This window comes from uncultured Nocardioides sp., assembly GCF_947489365.1.
Lineage (GTDB): Bacteria > Actinomycetota > Actinomycetes > Propionibacteriales > Nocardioidaceae > Nocardioides.
In genome coordinates this window covers 1-26,209 of record NZ_CANLDB010000003.1, presented here as the reverse complement: position 1 = coordinate 26,209, position 26,209 = coordinate 1, and the positions used below count along the sequence as shown (strand labels likewise).

Here is a 26,209-nt window from a genome sequence, read left to right as displayed (position 1 = left end):
GCCCGTGACCGCGCCGCGGACCGCCTTCGTCCTCGGCGGCGGCGGGGTCCTCGGCGCGGCCGAGGTGGGGATGCTCGGCGCCCTGCTCGACCGCGGTGTGGTCCCCGACCTGGTGCTCGGCACCAGCGTCGGCGCGCTCAACGGGGCGCTGCTGGCCCAGGACCCCGTCCCGGCGGTCGTCGAGCGGCTGACCGCCCTGTGGCGGGAGGCCGCCACCACCCGCGACGTGTACGGCGACGGCCCACTGGCGACCGTGCGCCGCGCGGTCGTCACCGGCACCCACCTCTACTCCGCCGACCCGTTGACCCGGCGCCTGCGCACCGAGCTCGGCGACGTGCGCCTGGAGGACCTCCCCGTCCCCCTCGAGGTCTGCGCCTCCAGCATCGAGCGCGCGGCGGAGCACTGGTTCACCACCGGCCCGGTCGTCGACGCGGTGATCGCCAGCGCCGCCGTCCCGGGACTGCTGCCGCCCGCGCGGGTGGGGGACGAGCACTTCCTCGACGGCGGCATCACCAACTCGATCCCCCTCGGCCGGGCCGTGTCGCGGGGCGCCACCCGGGTCTTCGTGCTCCAGGTCGGTCGGATCGACCGACCCCTGACCGTGCCGCGACGGCCGTGGGAGGTGGCCCGGGTGTCGTTCGAGATCGCCCGGCGCCACCGCTTCCACCGCGAGCTCGCCGAGGCGCAGGACCCGCCGGGCCGGGTGGAGGTCCACGTCCTCCCCGCCGCCGGCACCTCCGAGAAGGACGACCGGCTGCTGTCGCACCGCGACTTCACCGACGTCGCCGACCGCATCGAGGCCACCCGCATCGCGGCCGGCGCCTACCTCGACGACGCCGGGGTGCGGGCGTGAGGTCCGCGCTCGTGGTCGTCGTACGACGGACGGTGCTCGCGCCGTTCGTGCTCGCCCTCACCGCGCTGCTGTGGGTGACCCTGCCGCTGTGGCTGCTCCTCGCGGCCGTGGTGTCACCGTTCGTGCCCGGGCACTGGCGGGCGCTGCGGCTGTTCTGGCTGGGCTTCGTCTACGCGACGTGCTCCTCGGTGATGCTGCTGGTGATGTTCGGGTGGTGGGTCGCGGCGGGCTTCGGGGCGCGGATCCGGACGCCGTACTGGGAGGGCGTCCACTACGACCTGGTGGAGGGCCTGCTGTGGGCCTTCTACCGCGCCGCGCGGCGGGTCCTGCACCTCGACGTCGTCACCGAGGGCCCGGCGCCCGACGCGCACCCGGGGCGGCCGCTGGTGGTGTGCTGCCGCCACGCGGGGCCGGGGGACTCGTTCATCCTCATGTACGCCCTCATGCACTGGTACGCCCGCGAGCCGCGCGTGGTCCTGAAGAACACCCTCGCGTGGGACCCCACGATCGACGTCGTCCTGAACCGGCTGCACGCCCGGTTCATCACCCCGAACCCCGCACCGGGGGCGGACCTCGAGTCGCAGATCCGGGGGCTCGTCGACGGGCTGGACTCCAACGACGCGTTCGTGATCTTCCCCGAGGGCGGCAACTTCACCGCGCAGCGGCGCGCCCGCGCCATCGAGCGCCTGCAGGGGCTCGGGCTCCACGGGATGGCGCAGCGGGCCGCCGACATGGAGCACGTGCTGGCGCCCCGCCCCGGCGGGCTGACGGCCGCGCTGGACGCCGCCCCCCTCGCGGACGTCGTCTGGGTCGCGCACACCGGCCTCGACCACATGCTCGGCGTCGCCGACATGTGGCGTGAGCTCCCCATGGACAAGCGGCTGGTCATGCGGTGGTGGCACGTGCCGAGCCACGAGGTGCCGACCGACGCCGACGAGCGCATCACCTGGCTCTACGACTGGTGGGACCGCATCGACGACTGGATCGACGACCACCGCCCCGAGCCGCTGCGCTGACGCGGGGAGCGGGGGTCACGGGACGACGAACGGCCCGCCGCGGGTTCGCGGCGGGCCGTCCGTGGGGTGGAGCTGTGGTGCGAGCGGTGCGGGTCGTGCGTCAGCGCTGGTCGGGGTCCGACACGTCGACCTCGGTGGCCGGGTGGTCGGGGTCCGTCACCGGGTGAGGGGCGTCGGCGGAGTCCGAGGCGGCCTCGGCAGGGTCGGCGCCGGCGGTGTCGTCCTGCGTGCCGGCGGCCGGGGTCGGCACCGGGCGCGGGGCGGGCGGCGGGGGCGTCGGGGTGTACGACGACTGCCAGTTGTCCTCGCCGGAGCTCCGGAGCTTGCTGAACACGACCGCGCCGATGCCGGCGAGGAGGCCGAGGACGAGCAGCTTCTTGAGCTTGCTGCCGCCGCCCTTCTGCGCCTTGGTGGCCTCCTTGCGGAGCTTCTTGGCGGTCTTGCCCGCCAGGTCGCTGCGCTCGTCGGCCTTGGTGGCCAGGAAGGCGGCGCCGGCGGCGGCACGCTCGGCGGCGGACGCCTTGGCCTCGGCGACGTGCGGCGCCGCGACCTCGCGGGCGTGCTCGACGTGCGGGCCGGCCTTGGCGCGGGCGAGGTCGGCGTACGGCCCGACGTTCTTCTTGGCCGACTTGCGGGCCTTCTTCGCCTTCTTGCGGGCGTCCTTCACGTAGGGGTCGGCCGCGGAGCGGGCGTCGTCCACGCGCGACTGCGCGGCGGAGCGGGCGTCGTCGGCGACGCTGGAGGCCCGCTCACGCGCGGCCTCCGACAGGTCGGCGGCCTTATGGCGCGCCTCCTCGAGCACCGGGGTGGCGGCCTTGCGGGCCTCCACGCTCAGCTCGGTGGCCTTCTCGACCGCCTTCTCGCGGGCGTCGGCGAGCTTCGGGCGGACGGCGTCGGCGAGGTCGCTCGCCTGCCCCTTCGCCTGCTCGAGCGGGGACTTCTTCGTACGCAGACCCATGGGCCCTCCTCGGTGACGTCGGTGGCTGCCTAGATCATGCCGTACCCCACCGCACCGCGGACGCTCGCACCTTGTCGTGCGTGGGAGGATCGCGGCGTACTCGTCGCGCCCCGAACCGGGCGCGGCCCGCGCATCGAGAGGACGACATGGTTGACGGCACCGCCACCGCGACGCTCAGGACGAACAAAGGCGACATCGTGGTGAACCTGTTCGGGAACCACGCCCCGGCCACGGTCGAGAACTTCACCGGCCTCGCGTCGGGCACGAAGGAGTACAAGGACCCGAAGACCGGCCAGACGACGACCGGCCGGTTCTACGACGGCCTCGGCTTCCACCGCGTCATCGACGGCTTCATGATCCAGGGCGGCTGCCCGCTCGGGACCGGCACCGGCGGTCCGGGCTACCAGTTCAAGGACGAGTTCCACCCCGAGCTCTCCTTCGACCGCCCCTACCTGCTCGCCATGGCGAACGCCGGGCCCGGCACCAACGGCTCGCAGTTCTTCGTCACCGTGGGGCCCACCCCCCACCTGACCAACCGGCACACGATCTTCGGCGAGGTCGCGGACCAGGCCTCCCGCGAGGTCGTCGACGCCATCGCCACGACCCCGACCGGGGCGATGGACCGCCCGAAGGACGCAGTCGTGATCGAGTCGGTCGAGATCAGCTGACCGAGCCCACCCCCTCGCCCGGGGCGCCCGCCGGGCCGGCCTGCTACCGGCACCCCGACCGCGAGACCTGGATCCGCTGCCAGCGGTGCGACCGGCCCATCTGTCCCGACTGCATGCGCGACGCGTCGGTGGGCTTCCAGTGTCCCGACTGCGTCCGTGAGGGCGTGAAGGCGACCCGCAGCGCGCGGACGCCGTACGGCGGGACCCGGCCGGGCAACCCGACGCTGACGACGGCGGTCCTGATCGGGATCAACGTCGTGGTCTGGCTGGCGCTCCTGGTGACCGGCGGTCGGGGCGGGCGGCTCTACGAGCTGCTCGCCCTGATGCCGGACGGCCTCTGCCGCTCGGTGAGCGCCCCGTCGGACTACTACCCGTCGATCACGTCGTCGGGTGCCTGCGCCCAGCTGAACGGGGACGGCGACTGGGTCGCCGGCGTCGCGGGCGGCGCCCCCTGGCAGCTGGTGACGTCGATGTTCACCCACGTCGAGTGGTGGCACATCGCGTTCAACATGCTGGCGCTGTGGGTGATCGGCCCCCAGCTCGAGCTCGCGCTCGGCCGGGCGCGCTTCGTCGCGCTGTTCCTGCTGTCCGGCCTCGCGGGCTCGACCGCGGTGCTGTGGCTGTCCGACCCGCTCGGAGGCACCGTCGGCGCCTCCACCGCGGTGTTCGGGCTCTTCGGCGCCCTGCTGGTCGTCGGCCTCAAGGTGGGCGGCGACGTCCGGCCGATCCTGACGCTGCTGGGCATCAACGTGCTCATCACCGTCGTCGGCAGCAGCTTCATCTCCTGGCAGGGGCACCTCGGCGGTCTGCTCGGCGGCGTCGCCGTCGCCGCGGTCCTCGTGTACGCCCCCCGCACCCGCCGCACGACGTACCAGGTCGCGGGCCTGGCCCTCGTCACGCTGGTCCTCGCCGGGCTGATCGTCGCGCGCGTCCTGCTGCTGGCCTGACCGGTCCGGTTGCTCCCAGGCGCCTCTGGGGTCTCTGGGGTCTCTGCTGTCCCCGCCGCCCCGCGCGCCCCGGCTGTCTCGGGCGTCCCGGCTGCCTCTGGTTTCACCAGCCGGCTGGTGAAACCCCCTCCGGGCTGACGAAACTTCGTCAGCCCAGACGGGGTTTCACGGGTCGACCCGTGAAACCCCAGCTCGGCACGTCGCGAGTTGTCCACAGGGTTGTCCACCGCTGTGGAGGAGTTACACCGGTGTAGTCCTCCACAGGTTCATCCACCGCTGTGGAGAACTACACCGCTGTGAGACGGGCGGGTGGGGTCACTCCCACTTGGTGGCGAAGGTGAAGCCCACGGCCATGAAGGCGATGCCGACCATGAGGTTGAACTGGCCGAGGTCGTTGAAGACCGGGATCGCGGAGAGGTCGTCGGTGATGACGTAGAACGTGCAGATCCACAGGAGGCCCACGAGGAAGCAGCCGAGCATCCCCACCACGACGCCGCGGCCGCGGCCGAGCGGGGTCGACTTGTGGGCGAGCACGACCAGCCCGACCATGATCAGGCCGAAGCCGATGAGGTAGTTGTACTGGCCGAGGTCACCCATGAACGCCGGGCCGCCGGGCTCGGCGCCCGTGCCGTCCGGGCGGACCCGGAGGTAGTAGAAGACCAGCCAGGCGATCCCGCCGAGCGCCATCACGGTGCCGAGGACGAAGCGGGGCGAGCGCCACACGCGGCCGCTCAGCGGGTCGTTGCCGGAAAGGTTCAGCTTCTCCTGCTGGGGACGGCGGGCCGACCGCGCCGCCTTCTTGTCCGCCACCTTGTCGGCCTTCTTGTCCACCCGTGCGTCCGACCCGGCCGTGCGGCCGGCCTTGGCGGGGTTGCCGGAGGCGCCCTTGCTGGTCGCCGTGGTGCGCTTCACGGGGGCCGCCGCGGCCGCCGGGGTCGTGGAGCCCGTGGGGGTCTCGTCGTCGGTGGTCTTGTCGGCCTTCTCGTCGGACATGCCTGGGTGACTCCTCGGTGCGGCGGCGGGCGGCGGGGTACGGCGCGGCGCGCTCCGGCGCCCTGGGCGCACGTCACACCCGTGCGGCTAGCGTAGTCGTCGTGCCAGCCGAACCCGAGAAGCCCCCGAAGACGGGCCCGGAGCCCGACTCCGGGTTCTCGGACGGCCCAGCGACCCCGAGGCGGTCGGGTTGGCGCTGGGCGACCCCGCTGGCCCTCGCGGTCTGCGGGGGACTGGTGGTGACGAGTGCCGCCAACAGCGACGGCACCGACCTCCGCCCGGGCCGGTACGCCGACCTCGGGTCGGTGGTGCGCGCCGAGAACCGGGAGGTCGACGCGCTGCAGGACCGGGCCCGCGACCTGACCGAGGAGGTCGCCGACCTGGGCAGGGCCGGCGGGGACCGGACCGCGCGTCGTTACCGCGACCGCTCCGCCCGCGTCCGGGGGGTCGCCGGCCTCGAGCCGGTCACCGGGGAGGGCGTGACCGTGACGCTCGCCGACGCACCCGACGAGGTCGCCGAGACCTCCGAGATCGAGCCCAACCGCCTCGTCGTCCACCAGCAGGACCTCCAGGCCGTCGTCAACGCGCTGTGGCGCGGCGGGGCGGAGGCGATCACGCTCGAGGGCCGGCGGATCGTGTCCACGACCGGCATCAAGTGCGCCGGCAGCGTCGTCCAGCTGCAGGGGCTCGTCTTCCCCGAGCCGTACACGATCGAGGCTGTCGGCCCGGCCTACGACATGGTCGCCTCGCTCGACGCCGACGACGCCGTGACGTCCTTCCGGGTCGACGCCGCACGACCGGACGTCGCCGTCGGGTACGACGTGCAGCTCGACAGCCTGCTCACCGCACCGCCGTACGAGGGCGTCGTCACGACCTCGTACGCCGAGCCGATGGACTAGAGCCCCACGCCCTAGCCGAGGGGCCCCGCTCCGGGCCCACCACCGGGACCGCCGCCGACCGGACCGTCTGCGCCCGGCCCGTTGGCGCCGTTCCCGTTCCCGTTGCCGCCGCCGTTGCCGCCGCCGTTGCCGCCGCCGTTCCCGTTTCCTCCGCCGTTGCCGTTGCCCCCGCCGTTGCCGTTGCCGTTCCCGTCGCCGGGCGGCTCGAGGGTCTCGTCGTCCTCGGGGGGCGGCTCGTAGGCCGACACGAACAGCACGACCTCGGAGTCCTGGGGCGCCGGGGTGAAGGCCTCCGGGGACATCCGGACGACGGTCCCCGCGAGCTCCGTGCTCTCGGCGTCGATGGCGATCGTGACCGTGAACCCCTCGGCCTCGACCGCCTGCTGGGCGGTCTCCTGCTGCTGGCCCACGACGTTCGGGATCTGGTTCTGCCCGTCGGAGACGTTGACGGTCACCTCCGTGCCCTCGGTGACGGTCTCGTCCGCCTCGGGGTCGGTGCTGATGACCTCCCCCTGGTCCTCGTCGGAGTCGACGACCACGAAGGTGGGGTCGAGGCCCGCGCTGCGCAGGGTCTGACGGGCGGCCTGACGGCTCTGCCCGACGACGTTGGGGACGTCGACGTCCGGCGGACCCTCGGAGATGACGAGGGTGACCTCCGTGCCGAGCTCGACGTCCTCGTCGCGACCGGGGTCCTGGCTGATCACGCGGTCGGCCGGCACGTCCGGGTCGGGCTGGTAGTCGGGCTCCGCGACGCCGAGCTGGGCGTTGCCGAGCTCCTGGCGGGCCCGGTCCTCGGTCATGCCGACCACGTTGGGGACGGTCACGGGATCGGGCTCGCGCTCGAACAGGCGGGGCGCGAAGTAGGCGCCGACCCCCACGAGGGCGATGAGGAGCAGCGCCAGCAGCACGAACCAGGCCGTCCGGGCGCGGGAGCTCTCCTCCCTCTCCTCGAGGGGTCCGCCGGTGGCGGCCATGCTCGCGGTGGAGACGTCCTGAACGGGGGGAGGCGGCGGCGCCACCACCACCGCAGGCGCCTGCACCGGCCGGCCGGCCAGGTAGCGCTCGATGTCCGAGCGCATCGCGGCCGCGCTCTGGTAGCGGTCCTCGACCCGCTTCGCCAGCGCCTTCATGACGATCTGGTCGATCTCCGGGTCGAGGTCCTCCTCGAACTGCGACGGCGGCGTCGCCGGCTCCCGGACGTGCTGGTAGGCGACCGCCACCGGGCTGTCGCCCACGAACGGCGGCCGTCCGGTGAGGAGCTCGTAGACCAGGCAGCCGGTGGAGTACACGTCGGAGCGGGAGTCGACGGTCTCGCCGCGGGCCTGCTCGGGGGAGAGGTACTGCGCGGTGCCGACGACGGCCGCGGTCTGGGTCATCGTCGAGGACGCGTCCGAGACGGCGCGGGCGATGCCGAAGTCCATGACCTTGACGTCGCCGGCGGGGTTGAGCATCACGTTACCGGGCTTGATGTCGCGGTGGATGATCCCCGCGCGGTGGCTGTAGTCCAGCGCCGACAGCACGCCCGAGGTGATCTCGAGGGCGCGCTCGGGGAGGATCTTGCGGCCCTCGGAGAGCACCTCACGCAGCGTCCGGCCCGCGACGTACTCCATGACGATGTAGGGCTGGGCGACGTCGCTGCCGTCGGTCGACAGCTCCTCGCCGGTGTCGTAGACCGACACGATCGCGGGGTGGTTCAACGAGGCCGACGACTGCGCCTCGCGCCGGAAGCGCGCCTGGAACGTCGCGTCGCTCGCCAGGTCGGTGCGCAGCCGCTTCACCGCGACCACGCGACCCAGACGGGAGTCCGTGCCCTTGCGCACCTCGGCCATGCCACCCCGGCCGAGCAGCTCACCGAGCTCGTAGCGCCCGCCGACGACGGGACCGCCGGAGGACCCGGTGGGGGTCACGGCCCGCCGCCCGGCTCCGGGGCGATCGGCCCCGACCCCTGGCCCGGGCCGGTGGTGCCGCTCGCGTCCTCGGACAGGTCCTCGGGGTCCTCGATCTCCGGGTCGGTCGCCGGGTCCTCCGTCGGCTCCTCGGGCGGGGTCTCGGTGGTGGGCGGGGCCTCGGTCGTCGGCGGGGCCTCGGTGGTGGGCGGGGCCTCGGTCGTCGGGGGCGCCTCGGTGGTGGGCGGGGCCTCGGTCGTCGGGGGCGCCTCGGTGGTGGGCGGCGGCTCCTCCGAGCTCGGCTCCGGGGTCTCCGGCTCCTCCGTCTGCTGGGTGTTCCGGTCCGACGGTCGCTCGGTGGGCTGCTCCGTGTCGTCGTTGCCGCCGAACACGAGCGCCAGCACGAGGACCGCGAGGAGCGCCGCGGCCACCAGGACCGCGACCGGCAGCCAGGCCGGGACCTTCTTCCTCCGCCGGTCCGGAGCGCGCTCGTCGGTCGTCGTCGTCCGGTACGCCGAGGGCGGCGGCGGCACCGGTCGCTGCGAGGGACCGTCGGGGTCCACCTGGGTCGCCGAGGTCGGCGCCCCGGGACCCCCGGCGCCACCGGCGGCCGGGTTCGCCCCGGTCGCGGGCATCACGGACGTGCGCTCGTTGACGTCGCCCCCGGCACCGTCGTCCCGACCGGCCGCTGCGGCCAGCCCACCGGCGGCGAGCCCGGCGGCGCCTCCGGCGAGGGCGGCCCCCGCGACCCCGGCGCCCCGGGCGCCCCCGGCACCGGCCCCCACAGGACCAGTGGCCCCGGCGGGCCCGGAGTACGACGCGGGGTCGCGCAGCGCGCGGGCGAACTCGAACCCGTCGGCGTAGCGCTCCTCGGGCTTCTTCGACAGCCCACGCGTCACCACGGCCGCGAGGTCGGCCGGCACGAAGTCGGGCAGCGACGGGACGGGCTCGCGGAGGTGCGCGAGCGCGACCGACACCGAGGACTCCCCGGTGAAGGGGCGTCGTCCGGTGAGGCACTCGAAGGCGACGCACGACAGCGAGTAGACGTCGGAGGCGGGCGTGGCCTGCTTGCCCTCGGCCTGCTCGGGCGCCAGGTACTGCGGGGTGCCCATCACCTGACCGGTCTGCGTCAGCGCCACCCCCTCGGCGGCGCGGGCGATGCCGAAGTCGGTGATCTTGATCTTCCGGTCCGACGTCACCAGCAGGTTGGCGGGCTTCACGTCGCGGTGCACGATCCCCGCGGCGTGCGCGGCGCCGATCGCGTCGGCGGTCTGCGCCAGCAGCTCGACCGCCACGGGCGCGGGCATCGGCGCGTCGGGGCGCAGCAGCGCCGACAGCGGCTGCCCGTCGACGTACTCCATGACCAGGTAGGGCCGGGGGCTCGCCGACCCCTGCCGGGGTGCGCCCTCGCCGTAGTCGAAGACGCCGGCCACGCCCGGGTGCTGCAGGCGGGCGGCGTTGCGGGCCTCGGTCTCGAACCGGGTGCGGAAGCCGGCGTCGTCGGCGAGCTCGTTCTTCAGCAGCTTCACCGCGACCCGGCGCCCGAGGGTCTCGTCGGTCGCGAGCCACACCTCGCCCATGCCGCCGGTGGCGATGCGGGAGTCGAGGCGGTAGCGGTGCGCGTCGTCGGCGTACCCGTCGGAGGGGTGGGGGACCTGCTGGCCGGTGTCCCCGGGGCCGCCCGTGCCGTCGTAGCCGCTCACTGGTCGATCACCGCCTCGGTGACCGCGCGGGAGATCGGGCCGCCCAGGGTGCCGCCGGCGATCTCCTGCTGGCCGCCGGGCGCCTCCACCAGCACGGCGACGGCGACCTGCGGGTCCTCGGCGGGCGCGAAGGAGACGAACCACGCGTACGGCGGCCGGCCCGGGGCGCTCTCCGCGGTGCCGGTCTTGCCGGCGACGTCGATGCCGGGGATGGCGGCGGGCGTCGCCGTCCCCACGCTGACGGTGTTGACCATCATCTCGGTGATCACCTCGGCGGTCTCGGGGCTCGTGGCCTCGGACAGCTCGCTCGGGTCGGTCCGGTCGAGGACGTCGAGGTCGGGGGAGCGGACCTCGTCGACGACGTACGGCTTCATGACGGTCCCGTCGTTGGCGATGCCGGCGGCGACCATCGCCATCTGCAGCGGCGTCGCCGCGACGTCGGACTGGCCGATGCCGGACAGTGCGGTCTGCGGCTCGTCGAGGTCGCCGGGGTAGCGGGACTCGGCCTGCAGCGGCAGGTCGTCGAGGTAGGAGGAGTTGAAGCCGAACTTCTCCGCCTGCTCCTGCATGTCCTCGACGCCGATCTCGTCGGCCAGCGCCAGGAAGGTGGTGTTGCAGGACTGCTCCATCGCCTGCGTGAACGGGATGTCCCCCGACCCGCAGTCGCGCCCGCCGTTCTCGACCGAGATGTCGGTGAGCGGCAGCTGGTACGACGGCCCGCCCGGCACCGGGTCGTCGGCGGAGGTGGCGATGTCGTTCTCCAGCGCCGCGGCCGCGGTGACGAGCTTGAAGGTCGACCCGGGCGGCAGGGTGGTCTGGATCGCCCGGTTCAGCAGCGGCTCGTCCTCGCGTGCGTCCAGCTCCTCGAAGGTGTCGTTCAGCGCGGCGAAGTCGTGGTCGGCGAAGCGGTTGGTGTCGAACGAGGGGGAGGAGACCATCGCCAGCACCTTGCCGGTGGACGGCTCGATCGCCACGACCGCGCCCTCCGTCGAGGGGCCCAGCGCCTCGAGGCCCTCGTACGCCGCGGTCTGCGCGCCGTCGTCGAGCGTGAGCTCGACGGACCCGCCCACGGGCTCGGAGTTGGAGACCATGTCGACCAGCCGGGTCACGAACAGCCGGGAGTCGTCGCCGGAGAGCACCGAGTTCTGGGTGCGCTCGATGCCGGTCTGGCTGAAGTAGGAGAAGTAGCCGCTGACGTGGGCGTACCGGAAGGGCGCGAGGTACTCGCGCTGGTACTCGAACTCGTCGTCGCTCGGCACCGACGTCGCGATCGGCTCCCGGCCGACCAGGATGTCGCCGCGCTCGCGGGCGAAGGTGGCGTCGACGACGCGTCGGTTCGACGGGTTCGCGTTCAGCTCGCCGGCCTCGACGTACTGGATGACGGTGGCGTTGACCATCAGCGCGCCGAAGAGCAGCAGGCAGAAGACGGCCAGGGTGCGGATCGGGCGGTTCACAGCTTCACCACCTGGGTCTCCTCGGCGTCGGGTTCGGGGTCGGGCTCCGTGCTCAGCATCGACGGCAGCGGCCGGCGGGCCTGGTCGGAGATCCGCAGCAGCAGCGCCACGATGACCCAGTTCGCGACCAGCGACGACCCGCCGTACGACAGGAACGGGGTGGTCAGGCCCGTCAGCGGGATCAGACCGGTCACGCCGCCGACGACGACGAACACCTGCAGCGCGAAGGTGACCGCCAGGCCGGTGGCCGCCAGCTTGCCGAACCCGTCACGGCAGGTCACGGCGGTGCGCAGGCCCCGCTCCACGATCAGGCCGTAGCAGACGATGATGGCCATGACCGCCGTCAGGCCGAGCTCCTCGCCGATCGCGGCGAAGATGAAGTCGGAGTTGGCGTACGGGATCAGCTCGGGCCGGCCGTTGCCGAAGCCGCGGCCGATGAGACCGCCCCAGCCCATGCCGAACTGGGTCTCGACGGACTGCCGGCCGAGGTCGTTGGTGCCCTCGCCGTAGAACGCGAACGGGTCGAGCCACAGGTCGAAGCGCTGCCGGACGTGGCCGAACGCCTGGTAGCCGGCGAACGCGCCGGCGGCGAACAGGGTGCCGCCGACCACGAGCCAGCCGGGCCGCTCCGTGGCGACGTACAGCATGACCAGGAAGAGGCCGAAGAACAGCAGCGAGGAGCCGAGGTCGCGCTGGAAGACCAGGATGCCCAGGCTGACCAGCCACATCGCGAGGATCGGGCCGAGGTCGCGCCCGCGGGGCAGGTCGACGAACAGCAGGCGACGACCGGCGAGCGCCAGCGCGTCGCGGTGCAGCACGAGGTAGCCGGCGAACGTGACGACCAGCAGCACCTTGGCGACCTCGCCGGGCTGGAAGCTGAAGCCGGCGACGTTGATCCAGATCCGGGCACCGTTGATCTCGGTGCCGATGATCGGCATCAGGGGCAGCAGCAGCAGGACGATCGCCAGCAGCCCCGAGGTGTAGGTGAACCGCTGCAACGTGCGGTGGTCGCGCAGCAGCAGCAGGGTGGCGAGGAACAGGACGACGCCGAGGGCCATCCAGATCAGCTGCTGCTGGGCGTAGTCGTCCTTCTGGCCGATCTCGCCGTACGTGAGGTCGAGCCGGTGGATGACTGCGAGGCCAAGCCCGTTGAGGGCGGCCACGACGGGCAGCAGCACCGGGTCGGCGTACGGCGCGACGAAGCGGACGACCAGGTGGCAGGCGACGATCATCACCGTCAGCCCGCCGCCGTAGGTGAACATGTCCGCCGGGATCTCGCCCTCCATGCCGAGGCCCACGGCGGCGTACGCGCCGAGGCCGACCAGGAGGGCCACGACCAGGAGGAACAGCTCCGCTCCTCGCCGGCGGCGGTGGACGAACTCACCCGACCCGGTGCCGGTGGCGGCGTCGGTCCGGCTCACGTGGTGCCCCCCTGCTGGCCGCCCGAGGGCTGGCCGGTGGGCTGCTGGCTGGGGTCGCTGCTCGGGTCCTGGCTCGGGTCGCCGCTCGGGTTCTGGCTGGGGTCGTCCTCCGGCGCGAGACCGCCGCTGCCCTCGCCGTCGGAGCGGCGGGTCGCGAGGTCCTCCACGGTGGCGCGGGCGTCGTCCAGGTCGTCGGCCTCGATGCCGTTGCGGACCGCCTGGGCGTCGGTGGAGGGCAGCTCGTCGAGGGGGACGTCGCTCTCCTCCAGCGGGCTGGACAGCGTCACGCCGGGGACCTCGGCGTTCAGGCCGCGATAGATCGTGACGACGCCGTCGGAGTCCCCGACGTAGTACTGCGACTGGCTCCAGGACCACAGCGCGGCGCCGGCCGCCCACAGCAGCCCCACGACCACGGCGGCGACCAGGAGCCGGCGCAGCCAGAGGAACCGGCGCGGGGGTCGCGGGGCGTAGCGGGCGCGCTCGGGGTCGATGGGGTCCGAGGAGATGGCGTCGGGGGCCTCGGGCGGGAGGTCCCGCTCCTCGGTCGTCGTGTCGCCGCCGGAGCGGTGGCCGCGGAACAACCCGATGGAGCGGGTCTGGCCGCCGCCGCGCCGCGGGAGCTCCGCGGCGGCGCCGACCAGCAGCGGCGTCAGCGCGCCGTGCTCGTCGACGGCGGCCGAGCCGGGCTCGGGTGGCAGGTCGACGGGGACGACGTCCGCGACGACGCAGGTCACGTTGTCCGTGCTGCCCGCCGCGAGCGCGGCCTGCACCATCTCGAGGGCCGCGGAGTCCGGCGTGCCGTCGGCGAGGATGCCCAGCATCGTGTCGTCGTCCAGGACGCCGCAGGCGCCGTCGCTGCACAGCAGCAGGCGGTCGCCGACCGCGAGGTCGACGACGAACAGGTCGGGCTCGGGGTCCCGCATCCCGTCGAGCGCCTTGAGGATCAGGTTGCGGTGGGGGTGGGTCCGGGCCTCGGCCTCGGTGATGCGTCCCTCGTCGATGAGGCTCTGCACGAAGGTGTGGTCGCGGGTGAGCTGGGTCAGGGTCCGCGAGCGCATCAGGTAGGCGCGGCTGTCCCCGACGTGCGCGACGCCGACGCGGGTCCCGTCGAACAGGGCGACGGTCGCGGTGGTGCTGGTGCCGTTGAGGGCGGGGTCCTCGTCGACGAGCTCCGCGATCCGGTCGTGGGCGCGGTGCAGGCCCCCGGCCACGAGGCCCAGCAGGTCCTCGCCGGGGGGCTCGTCCAGGCGCCGCAGCTGCGAGACCGCGGTGGACGAGGCGATGTCGCCCCGCGCGCCGCCGCCGACGCCGTCGCAGACCGCGAGCAGCCACGCGCCGGCGTACCCGGAGTCCTGGTTGTCCTTGCGGACGCGCCCGACGTCGGAGACGGCGGAGAACGACAGCCGCAGCGAGCCCGGCGTGACCAGGCCGCCGGCCGACTGCGCGGTGTCGTCGTCGGGGGACGGCGGCACCTCGAGCGGCTCCGTGCGCGGCTGCGGGGCGGCCTGCGCCGGGAGCGGCTGGGTCGGCTGGGGTGCGGGCTGGGGTGGTGCCACCTGCTCGCCGTCGCCCGGGGGCGGCGGGCCGGGGGTGCCCGGGGGGACCGAGGTCATCGGGGCGTCACTTCCTCAGCTCGAGGATCGTCTTGCCGATCCGCACCTGCACGCCGAGCGTGATGGTGGTGGGCTGCGTGATCCGGGCGCTGCCGATGTAGGTGCCGTTGGTGGACCCGAGGTCCTCGACGAACCAGTCGTCCTCGAAGGCCGCGACGCGGGCGTGGCGGGTGGAGGCGTAGTCGTCGTCGAGGCGGATCGCCGCGTCGTTGCCGCGGCCGATCAGCAGCGGCGCGTCGGCCAGCTCGGCGCGCTCGCCGGCGTTGCTGCCCTCGACGACCAGCAGGTGGGTGGGGGCGCCGCGACGTCGCGACGGGCCCTTCGTCGCCTTCGGCGCACGCGCCGCCTTCTCCTTGCGGCCGAGCCGGCCGCGGCCGGTGTCGGGCACGCGGGCGCCGAACATGTCGGAGCGGATCACGGAGATCGCGGAGAGCACGAAGATCCAGAGGATCGCCAGGTAGGCGAAGCGGATCAGGAACAGCGTCAGCTCAGACACGGGGGCCGTCCTCGACCATGACGGTCATCGTGGTGTTGCCGATCTTCACCGTCGACCCGTGGCCGAGGGGGGACTGCGCGACGCGGACGCCGTCGACCGTCATGCCGTTGGTCGACCCGAGGTCGCGCACCGACAGGTGGAGCGGGCTGCCCTGGTCCGCACGGCCCTCGCCGACGCGGAACTCGATGTGGCGGCGGCTGATGCCGGGGTCGTTGATGCGGACGTCGGCGTCGGTGCCGCGGCCCACCACGAGCCCGGGGGAACGCAGCGCGTGACGGGTGCCGTTCACCTCGAGCACCGCCCGGGTGGCGCGGCGGCCGCCCTGGGCCTGGTCGTGCCCGCCGTACCCGCCCTCGCCCTGGCCGTGCTCGGCGTAGCCGTCGGCGGGGAAGTCGTCGCGGCCGGTGACCTTGGCCTGCGCGCGGCTGCGGATGCGGAACCGGCCGGTGGTGAGGTCCTCGGCCGACTCGAACGCGATCGAGACCGGGCCGGGGAAGACGTAGCTCTGCTGCTCGGCGTGCTTGCGCAGCGTGTCCGTCAGCTCGCGGGCCATCGCGGAGTCGTACGGCGCGAGACGCTCCAGGTCGGTCGCGGACAGCTCGACGTGGAAGTCGTTGGGCACCAGTCGGCGGTCGCGGCTGAGGATCTGGGCGTTGTTGTCGACCTCGCGCTGCAGGGCCGCCGAGATCTCCACCGGCTGCACCGCGCTGCGGAAGGCGCGGGCGAAGACGCCCGAGATGGCCTGCTCCAGCTTGTTCTCGAAGTCCTGCAGGCGTCCCATCGCACCTCCTCCTCGTCCTGGTTCCGCGTCATGGTGCCGACCGTCGGGTGAGTCGGGCAGCACGCTGGCGCCCGGGTCGAGCCGGGTCGGGGGCGATCGTATCGGGGTCCGGGTCGTCGGCGCGGGTGCACTCGGCCCGGTTTGGGCATGTCGGAAGCGCTGGGATACTCTCACCAGGCTTCTGGCGCGAGTGGCGGAATAGGCAGACGCGCACGGTTCAGGTCCGTGTGCCCGAAAGGGCGTGGGGGTTCAACTCCCCCCTCGCGCACGTGGTGCGGAGGCCCCGGTCCATCGGACCGGGGCCTTCGTCGTCCCTGCGGGCGGGGCGTGTCGGGCCGTGGTCACAGGGGCCTCACCCGCCTCGGGTTTCACCGGTCGGCTGGTGAAACCCCCTCCGGGCCCACGAAGTTTCGTCCGCCCAGACGGCGTTTCGTGGGCCCGGGGCGTGCGCCGACCAGGTCCGCGCGCCGGGCACGGACGGCGGTCGCGGGGAGGCACGCATGACCGAGGTCACGGGGTGGAACCTGTGAGGAGTCCGCAGCCCGTCACGACCAATCCGTGAGTGGTTCCGGTGTCGAACGGAACTGTGGACAGGGAGGAACCATCACCGTCGCACGCATGGACCAGCCGGACCGCCGGGACAACCGTCGGTCCTCGAGGCCTGCCCTCCGCACGCGGCGGACCCGGCAGCCGTGCCCGGGAGCAGAGCCCGACGGCACCGCCGGGGGGCCGGAGTCGGCCTCCACCGGGGGTCCCGACCTCCGTACGCGGGTCCTCCTGTTCGCGCACCTGTCCCAGGTCGCCCTGACGCTCTCGAGCCTTCCCGCGCGCCGCCGCGACGAGGTGCAGAGCGATCTCGCGGTCCTCCGCCTGGAGTGCGACCGCGGCCGGCTCCGGCCGCAGGTCGTCGACGCCGTCGTCGACTCGGTCCTCGAGGTCCTCACCCCCGCGCTGCCCGAGAGCGCGGCCCGCAGCCTCTCCGATGCCCGACCCGAGCCCGGAGCGGGGTCCAGCCCCGCCGCCGACCCGGTGCCCGACCTCGGTCCCCCCTGCCTGACCTGAGGCGGGCGGGTCAGGTGAGACGGGTGTCACCGCCCCGCGAGCGTGCCGATCTCCTCCCGCCGCGCGACTGATGTCCTGGAGCGTCCCGGACCACCGGGACGCCGGATCTCAGGAGGACACCCGATGAGTCGCGCTGCTGCGACCACCACGCCCCGTCTCACCCACCGCGTCGCCGCCGAGGCCGTCGGCACCGGCTGGCTCGTCCTGATCGGGTGCGGCACCGCCGTGCTTGCCGGGGACGAGGTCGGCTTCGCAGGTGTCGCGCTGGCCTTCGGCCTCGCGGTCGTGACGATGGCGTACGCCGTCGGCCACGTCTCCGGCGGTCACTTCAACCCCGCGGTCACCGTCGGCCTGGCCGTCGCCCGTCGCTTCGCGTGGCGCGACGTGCCGGCGTACGTCGTCGCGCAGGTCGTCGGGGGCACGCTCGGTGCGGCGGTCCTCTACGTCGTCGCCTCCGGCCGCTCCGGCTTCACCACCGCCGACGGGTTCGCCACCAACGGCTTCGGCGCGGACTCGCCCGCGGGCTACAGCCTCCTGGCGGTGGCCGTCGTCGAGACCGTGCTGACCTTCGGCTTCCTCTACGTGATCCTCGGCGTGACCGACCGCCGCGCCCCCGTCGGCTTCGCCCCGCTGGCCATCGGGCTCGCGCTGACGGCCATCCACCTGGTCTCGATCCCGGTCTCGAACACCTCGGTCAACCCGGCCCGGTCGCTGGCGGTGGCCTTCTTCGACCCCTCCGCGCTCGGCCAGGTGTGGCTGTTCCTCGTCGCGCCGGTCGTGGGCGCCCTGCTGGCCGGGGCGACGTACGGGGCCGTCACGGGCGTGCGCCGCGAGGGCACGGACGTGGACGGCGACGAGTCCGAGGCGGTCCGGTGACCCACGACGTGCTGCGGGGCGAGGCGGAGGTGTTCGCCCACGTCGCCCAGATCGCCGCGACCGCGACCGGGCTCAGCGCCCGCGACAGCGCGGACCTGCGCCTGGACCTGCGGCTGCTGCGCGCCGAGCTGGCCCGCGAGCGGCTGCGGCCGGGCGTCGTGGAGGCCATGGTCGAGGCGGTGGCCGAGGTGCTGGTCCCCGTGCTGAACGCCCCCGCGGCCGCGTGCCTCCTGGCGGCGCGGCCGGGGGCACCGGGACGGCGGCTCGCCACCGCCTGAGCGCGCCTTGTTGCGCATTGGTTGCAACAGCGTCATCATGGAAGCACGAGGTGGGGACGACGGTGTCCCTTCCTCCTCCTCGTCGCCGCGGCCGGTGCCGCGGGTGCCGGGCTGGTTCTCAGCCCGGCCGCGGCGACGAGGCCGCCCGGGTCATCCCGGGTCATCCCGGGTCCTCGCGACTCAGACGTCGACGCGCCAGCGCACCGGGTTCCCGCCGGTGGAGTAGTCGAACTTCGAGGTGAACTCGAAGAACCAGACCTGCTCGATGGACTCGCCCCGCGGGACCAGGTACGCCGTGCAGCTGGTGCGGGTCTTGCCGGAGTCGCCGTCCGCGGGGACGAACTGGTTCACCTCGCAGCCGGAGGTGTCGGCGAAGAGCACCGAGGTGATCTGGAAGTCGTCGCCGACCGAGACCGACGTGTGGTTGAGCAGGTTCATGCCCGTCACCGAGCCGTCGCCCTTGTCGAGCATCGTCCAGTCCTGGGTGACGTAGTAGAGCGTGTCGCCGGGCTGCGTGGGGACGTCCGGCGGGAGCTGGGAGAGCGGCTGCTCCTCGACCGAGACGAGGTCGACGGCGTACAGGCCGCGCCCGCCGCCGGTGTAGGGCAGCTCCACCACCGCGGGCTCGTCGGCGTCCAGGACGGTGCCCGGCGGCGTCGGCTCGGAGTCGGCGCTCGGCTCGTCGGACTCCTCGGACGACTCCTCGGACGACTCCTCCGACGACTCCTCCGAGGACCCGTCGGACGCCTCGGCGTCGGGGCTCTCCGCGGACCCGCTCGACGCGGTCCCGGAGGGCTCCTCCTCGGCGTCACCGCCGCCGCAGGCGGCGAGCACGCCGGTGAGCACCAGCAGCGCTCCCGCCGCGGCGGTACGACGCCCGCGCGTCGCTCCTGTCGTCCTGGTCATCCGGCAGCCCCCCGAGTCGACGTCCCAGCGAGGCCACATCCAACCACGTGACCCGCCCGCGACGTCGGGACTCAGCGGGCCCGCAGCGCCTCGACGAGCATGGCCTCCAGCGCCTGGACCTGGACGTCGGCCGACGAGCCCGCCTCGGTGTCCGAGCCGTCGAGCGCGCGGGCGGCGAGGCCGGCCTTCGCGTCGATCAGCTCGGCGATCCGGGCGTCGACCGTCTGCGCGGCGATGATGCGCCACGCGGTGACGGGACGGTCCTGGCCGATGCGGTGGACGCGGTCGATCGCCTGGGTCTGCTCGGCGTCGGTCCACGACAGCTCGGCGAGGACGACGTCCGAGGCGACCTGCAGGTTCAGCCCGACGCCGGCGGCCATGAGCGAGCAGACCACGACCTGCACCTCGGGGTCGCCGGTGAACCCGTCGATGGCGGCCTGGCGCTGCGCCGCGGTCTGGTCCCCGCGGATCGAGCTGTACCGGATCCCGCGGGACGCGAGGGCCTCCTCGGCGGCGTCCATCACGTCGATGTGCTTGGCGAAGAACACGACCTTGCCGACGCTGCGCGCCAGCTGGGCGGTGTAGTCCGCCGCCAGGCCGGCCTTGGCACGGCCGATGCGGCGCATCATGCCGAACACGTTCTCGCCGGTCTTCGAGCCCTCGGAGTCCTTGCGCTCGCTGACCGCGATGGCGTGGACCAGGTCGAGGTCCATCTCGGCCGACGGGGTGCCGCGCGCCGCCATGGCGGCGTCGTAGCGGCCGACCATGCGGGTCGCCAGCTCGCGCTCGGCAGCGGCGATGGAGCGACCGACCTCGCCGTCCAGCTCGACCGGCAGGTCCGCGACCCGGCGCGCCGGGATGTCGCTGGCGACGTCGACCTTGCGGCGACGCACGATGCCCATGTCGATGACGCAGCGGCGGGCCGCTCCGGAGAACTGGTGGTCGATCGGGGTGAGGCCGGTGTCCTCGAGCTTGCCCAGCAGGTACGGCGTGGGCGCCTTCTCGCCGATCCAGCCGAGGAACTGCCAGATCGCCCGGAAGTCCTCGATGTCGTTGATCAGCGGCGTGCCGGTCAGCGCCATCAGCAGCGGCCGGGCGCGGCGCTCGCGGATGCGCTCGGAGAGCCTCAGCACGTTGCGCGAGCGCTGGGAGGAGCGGTTCTTGATGAAGTGGGCCTCGTCGACGACCATCCCGCGGAACCCGAACTCGCCGAGCCAGCCGACGTGCCGGTCGAGGACGTCGTAGTTGACGACCACGATGTCGGCGAACGCGTCGAGGTCGTGGCCGTCGCCGTGGATCGCGGTCACCGGGTGTCCCGGGGTCCAGCGCCGGGCCTCACGGACCCAGCTGGACTTCACGACGTTCGGGACGACGACCAGCAGGGGGAAGGCCTTCGCGGCCCGCGCGGCCAGCAGCGCCTGCGCGGTCTTGCCCAGGCCCGGCTCGTCGGCGAGGAGGAAGGTGCGGTGACCGGCGTCGGCGGCGGCCACGAGCGCGGCCTGGTGCTCCATGAGCTCCGGGCCGGCCGGCGTACGGCGGGAGGCGTCCTCGGGCAGCTCCATCGACGACGCCCGGCCGTCGGTGGCGCGCTCGAAGGACTCGAAGAGGGGTCCGAGCAGCTCCCACGACGCCAGGCGGCGGGCGGGGGTCGGGAGGTCCGTGACGTCGATGTACTCGGGGGTCTGGAACGGGTTCGCGAGCTGGCGGCGCACCACCGAGCGCGGCACGACCTGACGGTCGACGAGGGCGTCGGGGTCGCCGGAGGCGTCGACGGCAGGGCGGTCGTCGGCCACGGCGAGGCCGGCGGACTCGAGCATCTCGCGACGCAGGGCCCGGGCGTCGGCGGTGATCTCGGCGTCGTCGCCGAGCAGGGTGAACAGCGTGCTGTCGGTCGTGGCGGTCTTGGCCAGGATCGTGGCGATCCCGTCGAGGCGCTTGAGCTGCTCGGCGCGGCGGGCCTCGGTCAGCTCGGTGTCGGCCTTGACGCGGGTCCGCTCCTCGCGGGCCAGCAGGGCGACGACCTGGAACGTCGTCCGCTGGTCCGAGTTCAGGTGCCGGCGCTGCGCCCGGGACTCGACCTCGCGCACGGCGCGGGCGAGGACGGGGAGGATGCCCTCCTCGTCGCGGGGCTTGCCGTTGCGGCGCTGCTTGCCGTTGTTGCCGTTGCCGTTGCCGTTGCTGCGGGTGTTCGACCGCGCACCGCCACCCGCACGGTTCTCCTGTGTCCGAGCCACCTGGCTCCTCCTCCGCGTACGCCCGGTCCGTCCCCGAGGTGCTCCCTCGGACGGGCCGTCGTGCGCGGGTCTGGTCGCGGCGCCGAGCCGACGCCTGTTCCTCGCGGGGAGGACTGGGCACGTGGGCCCGCGATGTGCTTCCCCCTGGCGGCACGCCCGCTGCTCGGGCGGCCTCGGCCGACGGCGAACCGTCGACCACCACCGACGATATCACCCGTCCCGCCCGTCCTGCGGGTCGCGACGACGAGCCATGGGGGAGCATGGGGGCGTGGAGCGAACGAGCGGCGCGGACGCCGAGGTCGTCGTCGTGGGGGCCGGGCTGGCGGGCCTGCGCTGCGCCCGGGCCCTGCAGGACGCGGGGCGGGACGTCCTCGTCCTCGAGGCGGGCGAGGTGGTCGGCGGGCGGGTGGCCACCGACCGGGTGGACGGGTTCCTCGCCGACCGGGGCTTCCAGCTGCTGAACCCCGCCTACCCCGCCGTACGACGGTGGGTCGACGTCGACGCGCTCGGCGTGCAGCCCTTCGGCGCGGCCGTCGTCGCCCGCGACGCGGCCACGGGCCGTTCCCTCACCCTCGGTGACCCGCTGCGCGAGCCCGGCACCCTCCCCTCGACGCTGTGGGGCGCCCTCGGCGCCGGCCGCGCGCCCCGCGACGCGGTCGCCCTCGCGCGCTGGGCCGCGCCCCTCCTGCGTCACACCGCTCGCGAGCTGGTGTCCCGCGGCGCCCCCGGCGGCCGGCCGCTGGCCTCCCGCCTCGACCCGGCCCGGGACCGCCCGCTGGCCGAGGCCCTCGACGCCGCCGGCGCCCGCGGCGAGCTGCGGCGGGTGCTGGAGCGCTTCCTGTCCGGGGTGGTCCTCGACGACTCGGGCGCGACGTCGTCGCAGTTCGTCCTGCTCCTGCTCCGCTCGTTCCTGACCGGCCGGCCCTCGCTGCCCCGCGACGGCATGGCGGCGCTGCCCGCGCAGCTCGCGGCACCGCTCGGCGAGCGGGTGCGGCTGGGGTGCTCGGTCGCGGCCCTCGAGGACCGCGGCGGCGCCGGGCCGCTGGTCCGCACCGCCGGCGGCGCCCTGCGCGCCCGGGCGGTCGTCGTCGCCACGGACCCGAGGACCGCCGGGACCCTCACCGGTGTTCCCGCCCCGCGTACCCGCGGCGTCGTCACCTGCTGGTGGGCCACCGACGAGGCCCCCACCGACAGCGCGCTGCTGCACGTCGACGGCGGGGAGCCCGCGTCGGGCCCGGTCGTGAACACCGCCGTCGTCAGCCACGCCGCCCCCAGCTACGCCCCGCCCGGCCGGCACCTGGTGCAGGCCTCGGCCCTCGCGGACCGCCGGGCCGGTCGCGAGCCCGCCGAGGCCGACGTACGACGGCACGCGGCACGGCTGCTCGGCGCCCGGCCCGGCGCGGAGGACCGCTGGGAGCTCGTGGTCCGCCACGTCGTCGACCTCGCGCTGCCCGCGCAGCCGGCGCCGCTGTCGACGCACCGGCCGACCGCCGTCCCGGGACGCCGCGGCCTGCACCTCGCGGGCGACCACCGCGACACCGCCTCGATCCAGGGCGCCCTGGTCAGCGGCGACCGCGTGGCCCGCGCGGTCCTCGCCGAGCTGGGGGCCCCGCGCGGCACGGCCGGGTGACGTCCCCCGCCGGGGACGACCCGCGGCACCGGCCCGGCACCCCCGGCTACCGGCGGCTCAACGCCGCGATGGTGTGCGCCGGGCTCGCGGCGTTCGGGATCCTCTACTCCTCCCAGCCGCTCCTGCCGGCGCTGTCGGCGGACTTCGGGATCGGGGCCGAGACCGCCAGCCTCAGCGTCTCCGCCGCCACCGGCGCCGTGGCGCTCGCCGTCGTCCCCGCCACGGCCCTCGCGGTGCGGCTCGGACCCGTGCGCGCGATGCGCGGGGCCCTGGTCGTCGCGACGGTGCTGACCGCCCTGGGCGCCCTCGCCCCGACGTACGGCGTGCTGGTCGGGGCGCGCGGCGCCGCCGGGCTCGCGCTGGCCGCGATCGTCGCCGTCGCGATGAGCCACGTCGGCACCCAGGTGCACCCGGCCGGGCTGGGCGCCGCGATGGGCATGTACGTCGCCGGCAACTCCATCGGTGGCGTCACCGGCCGTCTGGTCGGCTCGGCGGTGGTCGACCTCGCGGGCTGGCGGTGGGCCACCCTCGCGGTGGCGGTGCTCGCTGCGCTCACGACCGCGCTGTTCTGGTGGGCGCTCCCGGCGGCGGTGCCGACCCCGGCGAGGCCACCCGACGCCCCGGCCGCGGCGAGCACCCTGCGGCTGCTGCGGGACCCGTCCGTGCTCGCGCTGGTCGCCGTCCCGTTCCTGGTGATGGGTGGCTTCGTCGGCGTCTACAACTTCCTCACCTACCGGTTGCAGTCCGCGCCGTTCTCGCTCCCCGCCGCGCTGGCGGGGCTGGTCTTCCTCGCCTACCTCGTCGGCACCGTCACCTCCACGTGGGCGGGCCGCCTCGCCGACACCTACGGCCGCGCCCCGGTGCTGCTGGCGGGCGTGGTGGTGATGGGCCTCGGCGTCGCGCTGACGTTGCCCGATGTCCTCGGCCTGGTCGTGCTCGGCGTCCTGGTGCTCACCGGGGGGTTCTTCGCCGCCCACGCCACGGCCAGCGGTTGGACCCAGGTCGTCGGTGGCGAGCGGCCCGACCGGGCCAGCGCCCTCTACGTCATGGCCTACTACGGCGGGTCGAGCGTCCTCGGCGCCCTGCTCGGCCTCGCCTGGGAGTCGGCAGCCTGGCCGGGCGTGGCCGCGGGGGTCGGCGCGCTCGTCGTCCTCGCGCTCGTCGCCGTGGTCGTGGTCGGTGTCCGCGAGCGCGGGTCGGGGACCGCCTGAGGGCTCCGGTGTGGTCGACTCCCGCCATGCTGCCCGCCCTCTCGCCGGTCGCCGCCGGCGTGGTGCTCGTGCTCGGGCTCGCGCTGCTCGTCGTCGGTGCGGAGCTGGTCGTGCGGGAGGGGTCCGCCCTCGCCACCCGCTGGGGCATCTCGCCGTTCGTGGTGGGGGTGACGATCGTGTCGGTCGGGACGAGCCTGCCCGAGCTGGCGGTCGGGGTGAACGCGGCGCTGGCCGACACCGCCGGTCTCGCGGTCGGCAACATCGTCGGCACCAACCTGGTGAACCTGCTGCTGGTGCTCGGGCTCGCCGCGCTGCTGGTGCCCGTCGACGTCGACGGCCGGACCCTGCGCGTCGACCTCCCCGCGATGATCGGCGCGGCGGTGCTGCTCCTCGTGCTGTGCCTCGACGGTGAGCTGTCGAGCCTCGACGGCCTGCTGCTCACCGGGTACGGCGTGGCCTACCTCGCCGTCGTCGTCGTCCCGACCGTGGCCCCGCAGCTCGTGGGTCCGCGTCTCGCGGCCGCCCTCGGGTCGGAGGACGCGGGCGCGGACCCGGGCACCCACACCGAGGCCGACGCCGACACCAGGGCGGAGGGCAGGCCGGGGCGCCGGGTGCTGGTGCTGGTCGCCGGTCTCGTCGTGGTGGTCGTCGGCTCGGAGATGCTCGTCGGCGGGGCCGTCGAGATCGCCACCACCCTGGGCGCCAGCGACGTCCTCGTCGGGCTGACCGTCGTCGCGATCGGCACCTCGGCGCCCGAGCTGGTGACCACCGTCGTCGGGACCCTGCGAGGCGAGCGCGACCTCGCGATCGGCAACCTGGTCGGCTCCAGCATCATCAACGTCGCGCTCGTGCTCGGGCCCACCGTGCTGCTCGCCCCGGGCCGTATCACCGTGCCGGGGGAGATCCTCGCCGTCGACCTGGTGCTGCTCGTCGCCGTCAGCCTGCTCGCCGTCCCGGCGTTCGTCACCGGGCGGCGGCTCAGCCGGGCCGAGGGCGGCGTGTTCGTCGTGACCTACCTCGTCTACCTGACCTACCTGCTGCGCGAGGTGCTCTAGGCAGGGAGGGACACGCCCTAGGAACGAGCCTCTCCGGAGGGGGGCACCCGGACGTCGACCTCCCAGCCGAGCTCCGCGCCCACGAGCTCCAGCTCGTCGCCGGACCAGAACCGGCCCGGGTCGTAGTAGTTGGTCGGCCGGGCGCCGTCCAGCAGTCCCATCGCGGTGTACGTCGCGGCGACCACCTCGGCGCAGTAGGTCTCCTCGACCCCGGCGGGCCGTCGTACGCGACCGCGGACCCAGCGGCCCAGCAGCGAGGCGGTGTGGGGGAACGGGGTGCCGTCCAGCCGGGCGATGGTCGAGAGCACCGCGGCCTCCATCGCCCCGGTGGCCTCGGGCTGCAGCTGGCGCAGCCAGGCCCGCTGGCCGTAGTCGTCGTGCCAGCGCCGGACGGCGGCGCCGAGGTCGTGGAGCTGGACGCCGCGGTGGTGGCTGCCGGTCCACAGGTCGACCAGACCCCTGCCGAGCTCGGCGTGCCACATCATCGGCGGCATGTCGTCGAGGACGACGGACATCCCGACGTGGTTCACCGGCGCGTTCGTCAGCATGCGGATGGCGTGGTCGGCGCCGCTGGAGCCGCGGAAGAGCCAGAGGTCCCCGGTGCGGGTGAGGTCGAGGGCCTCGTCGAGCTCGAGGCCCTCCGGGCGGAACAGGCGCTGCGTCACCAGGCCAGTCAAGCAGTGCGGACGCCGGCGGCGCGGGCGTAGGTTGGCGCGCGTGAAGGCGTGGAGGTGGCTCGGTCTCGCGGGCCTGGCAGGGGTGGCGGCCACGGGCGCAGTCGTGGCGCGCGACCAGCGGCGGCGCTCGCACCTCACCCCCGACGAGGTCCGCGAGCGCCTGCACGAGCGCCTCGCCGCGCAGCAGGCCGAGGCGCAGACCCCTCCGCAGGACGAGTAGCTCCCGCGCGCCCGGCATCACCGGTGGTCGAGGTGTGAGGGCCGCCAGGCCCGAGCCACGAGACCCGGTGGGTCGTACGTCGGTTCGTACCGTCGGTGGTCGGGCTTGTCGACACCGTCGCGGGGTCTCGTGGCTCCTCGCTGGGGCTCGTCGCACCTCGACCTCCGGTGCCGGTCGGTGGTCGAGGTGTGAGGGCCGCCAGGCCCGAGCCTCGAGACCCGGTGGGTGGACGTCGGTTCGTACCGTCGGTGGTCGGGCTTGTCGACACCGTCGCGGGGTCTCGTGGCTCCTCGCCGGGGCTCGTCGCACCTCGACCTCCGGTGCCGGTCGGTGGTCGAGGTGTGAGGGCCGCCAGGCCCGAGCCTCGAGACC

Annotated in this window: 24 protein-coding genes and 1 tRNA gene; 13 read left to right on the top strand and 12 right to left on the bottom strand. The window is 74.3% G+C overall.

The features are described 5' to 3' along the window. Positions 1 to 4: 4 nt before the first annotated feature. Positions 5 to 853, top strand: a complete 849-nt coding sequence (locus Q0858_RS09130; protein ID WP_299053035.1) for a patatin-like phospholipase family protein — start codon at positions 5 to 7, stop codon at positions 851 to 853. Further along, complete coding sequence (locus tag Q0858_RS09125) at positions 850 to 1,869, top strand: 1-acyl-sn-glycerol-3-phosphate acyltransferase (protein ID WP_299053033.1); 1,020 nt, start codon at positions 850 to 852, stop codon at positions 1,867 to 1,869. The genes Q0858_RS09130 and Q0858_RS09125 overlap by 4 nt, the downstream gene beginning before the upstream one ends. Before the next feature lie 100 nt (positions 1,870 to 1,969). Here the strand turns inward: Q0858_RS09125 and Q0858_RS09120 are convergent, their stop codons facing one another. Further along, the gene (locus Q0858_RS09120) at positions 1,970 to 2,827 is read right to left on the bottom strand and encodes a hypothetical protein (RefSeq protein WP_299053030.1); all 858 of its coding nucleotides are present in this window, start codon (positions 2,825 to 2,827) and stop codon (positions 1,970 to 1,972) included. Positions 2,828 to 2,973: 146 nt separating this feature from the next. Here Q0858_RS09120 and Q0858_RS09115 point away from each other — a divergent pair, with 146 nt between their 5' ends. Both Q0858_RS09115 and Q0858_RS09110 read left to right on the top strand, forming a co-directional pair. Then, positions 2,974 to 3,495, top strand: a complete 522-nt coding sequence (locus Q0858_RS09115) for a peptidylprolyl isomerase (protein WP_299053028.1) — start codon at positions 2,974 to 2,976, stop codon at positions 3,493 to 3,495. 113 nt (positions 3,496 to 3,608) lie between these two features. Beyond that, positions 3,609 to 4,442, top strand: coding sequence for a rhomboid family intramembrane serine protease (locus Q0858_RS09110; protein WP_299053026.1), 834 nt, complete (start codon positions 3,609 to 3,611; stop codon positions 4,440 to 4,442). A 315-nt stretch (positions 4,443 to 4,757) separates the two neighbouring features. Here Q0858_RS09110 and Q0858_RS09105 read toward each other — a convergent pair whose 3' ends face one another. Then, a complete protein-coding gene (locus Q0858_RS09105) occupies positions 4,758 to 5,435 on the bottom strand; it encodes a cell division protein CrgA (protein WP_299053024.1) in 678 nt (225 codons plus the stop codon). 101 nt (positions 5,436 to 5,536) lie between these two features. On the opposite strand from Q0858_RS09105, the gene Q0858_RS09100 reads away from it, so the two are divergent. Further along, complete coding sequence (locus Q0858_RS09100; RefSeq protein ID WP_299053019.1) at positions 5,537 to 6,334, top strand: DUF881 domain-containing protein; 798 nt, start codon at positions 5,537 to 5,539, stop codon at positions 6,332 to 6,334. Positions 6,335 to 6,345: 11 nt separating this feature from the next. Here Q0858_RS09100 and pknB read toward each other — a convergent pair whose 3' ends face one another. From pknB to Q0858_RS09065, 7 genes are read right to left on the bottom strand one after another with little or no spacing between them, the layout of a single operon-like run. After that, positions 6,346 to 8,241, bottom strand: a complete 1,896-nt coding sequence (pknB, locus tag Q0858_RS09095; protein ID WP_366916004.1) for a Stk1 family PASTA domain-containing Ser/Thr kinase — start codon at positions 8,239 to 8,241, stop codon at positions 6,346 to 6,348. Then, positions 8,238 to 9,923, bottom strand: coding sequence for a serine/threonine-protein kinase (locus Q0858_RS09090; RefSeq protein WP_299053017.1), 1,686 nt, complete (start codon positions 9,921 to 9,923; stop codon positions 8,238 to 8,240). Before Q0858_RS09090 ends, pknB begins: the two co-directional genes overlap by 4 nt. Next, positions 9,920 to 11,377 (bottom strand): penicillin-binding protein 2, encoded by a 1,458-nt coding sequence (locus tag Q0858_RS09085; RefSeq protein WP_299053015.1) that lies wholly within the window; start codon positions 11,375 to 11,377, stop codon positions 9,920 to 9,922. The genes Q0858_RS09090 and Q0858_RS09085 overlap by 4 nt, the downstream gene beginning before the upstream one ends. Further along, a complete protein-coding gene (locus Q0858_RS09080) occupies positions 11,374 to 12,798 on the bottom strand; it encodes an FtsW/RodA/SpoVE family cell cycle protein (RefSeq protein ID WP_299053012.1) in 1,425 nt (474 codons plus the stop codon). Before Q0858_RS09080 ends, Q0858_RS09085 begins: the two co-directional genes overlap by 4 nt. Beyond that, complete coding sequence (locus Q0858_RS09075; protein ID WP_299053011.1) at positions 12,795 to 14,411, bottom strand: protein phosphatase 2C domain-containing protein; 1,617 nt, start codon at positions 14,409 to 14,411, stop codon at positions 12,795 to 12,797. Before Q0858_RS09075 ends, Q0858_RS09080 begins: the two co-directional genes overlap by 4 nt. Positions 14,412 to 14,418: 7 nt before the next feature. Next, positions 14,419 to 14,907, bottom strand: coding sequence for an FHA domain-containing protein (locus Q0858_RS09070; RefSeq protein ID WP_299053008.1), 489 nt, complete (start codon positions 14,905 to 14,907; stop codon positions 14,419 to 14,421). Beyond that, the gene (locus Q0858_RS09065; protein ID WP_299053006.1) at positions 14,900 to 15,688 is read right to left on the bottom strand and encodes a DUF3662 and FHA domain-containing protein; all 789 of its coding nucleotides are present in this window, start codon (positions 15,686 to 15,688) and stop codon (positions 14,900 to 14,902) included. The genes Q0858_RS09070 and Q0858_RS09065 overlap by 8 nt, the downstream gene beginning before the upstream one ends. 184 nt (positions 15,689 to 15,872) lie before the next feature. Between Q0858_RS09065 and Q0858_RS09060 the strand changes: the two genes are divergently transcribed. The 4 genes from Q0858_RS09060 to Q0858_RS09045 all read left to right on the top strand — a co-directional run bounded on the left by Q0858_RS09060 (position 15,873) and on the right by Q0858_RS09045 (position 17,904). Further along, a tRNA-Leu gene (locus Q0858_RS09060) sits at positions 15,873 to 15,956 on the top strand. A gap of 350 nt (positions 15,957 to 16,306) precedes the next feature. Then, on the top strand, positions 16,307 to 16,750 hold the full coding sequence (locus Q0858_RS09055) for a hypothetical protein (RefSeq protein WP_299053004.1): 444 nt from the start codon (positions 16,307 to 16,309) through the stop codon (positions 16,748 to 16,750). A 123-nt stretch (positions 16,751 to 16,873) separates the two neighbouring features. Beyond that, positions 16,874 to 17,626, top strand: a complete 753-nt coding sequence (aqpZ, locus tag Q0858_RS09050) for an aquaporin Z (RefSeq protein WP_299053002.1) — start codon at positions 16,874 to 16,876, stop codon at positions 17,624 to 17,626. Next, complete coding sequence (locus Q0858_RS09045; protein WP_299053001.1) at positions 17,623 to 17,904, top strand: hypothetical protein; 282 nt, start codon at positions 17,623 to 17,625, stop codon at positions 17,902 to 17,904. Before aqpZ ends, Q0858_RS09045 begins: the two co-directional genes overlap by 4 nt. Positions 17,905 to 18,084: 180 nt before the next feature. Here the strand turns inward: Q0858_RS09045 and Q0858_RS09040 are convergent, their stop codons facing one another. Together Q0858_RS09040 and Q0858_RS09035 are read right to left on the bottom strand one after the other, a co-directional pair. Continuing rightward, the gene (locus Q0858_RS09040) at positions 18,085 to 18,810 is read right to left on the bottom strand and encodes a hypothetical protein (RefSeq protein WP_299052999.1); all 726 of its coding nucleotides are present in this window, start codon (positions 18,808 to 18,810) and stop codon (positions 18,085 to 18,087) included. Between the two features lie 71 nt (positions 18,811 to 18,881). Further along, the gene (locus Q0858_RS09035; protein ID WP_299052997.1) at positions 18,882 to 21,044 is read right to left on the bottom strand and encodes a DEAD/DEAH box helicase; all 2,163 of its coding nucleotides are present in this window, start codon (positions 21,042 to 21,044) and stop codon (positions 18,882 to 18,884) included. A 268-nt stretch (positions 21,045 to 21,312) separates the two neighbouring features. Between Q0858_RS09035 and Q0858_RS09030 the strand changes: the two genes are divergently transcribed. Genes Q0858_RS09030 through Q0858_RS09020 form a run of 3 tightly spaced genes read left to right on the top strand, consistent with a single transcriptional unit; the run spans position 21,313 to position 24,940 of the window. Beyond that, positions 21,313 to 22,674 (top strand): NAD(P)/FAD-dependent oxidoreductase, encoded by a 1,362-nt coding sequence (locus Q0858_RS09030; protein ID WP_299052995.1) that lies wholly within the window; start codon positions 21,313 to 21,315, stop codon positions 22,672 to 22,674. Further along, a complete protein-coding gene (locus tag Q0858_RS09025) occupies positions 22,671 to 23,885 on the top strand; it encodes an MFS transporter (protein ID WP_299052992.1) in 1,215 nt (404 codons plus the stop codon). Before Q0858_RS09030 ends, Q0858_RS09025 begins: the two co-directional genes overlap by 4 nt. A 26-nt stretch (positions 23,886 to 23,911) precedes the next feature. Further along, positions 23,912 to 24,940 (top strand): calcium/sodium antiporter, encoded by a 1,029-nt coding sequence (locus Q0858_RS09020; RefSeq protein ID WP_299052990.1) that lies wholly within the window; start codon positions 23,912 to 23,914, stop codon positions 24,938 to 24,940. 17 nt (positions 24,941 to 24,957) lie between these two features. Here the strand turns inward: Q0858_RS09020 and Q0858_RS09015 are convergent, their stop codons facing one another. Next, complete coding sequence (locus tag Q0858_RS09015) at positions 24,958 to 25,605, bottom strand: hypothetical protein (protein ID WP_299052988.1); 648 nt, start codon at positions 25,603 to 25,605, stop codon at positions 24,958 to 24,960. 52 nt (positions 25,606 to 25,657) lie between these two features. On the opposite strand from Q0858_RS09015, the gene Q0858_RS09010 reads away from it, so the two are divergent. Continuing rightward, positions 25,658 to 25,837 (top strand): hypothetical protein, encoded by a 180-nt coding sequence (locus Q0858_RS09010; protein WP_299052986.1) that lies wholly within the window; start codon positions 25,658 to 25,660, stop codon positions 25,835 to 25,837. Positions 25,838 to 26,209: the final 372 nt, after the last annotated feature.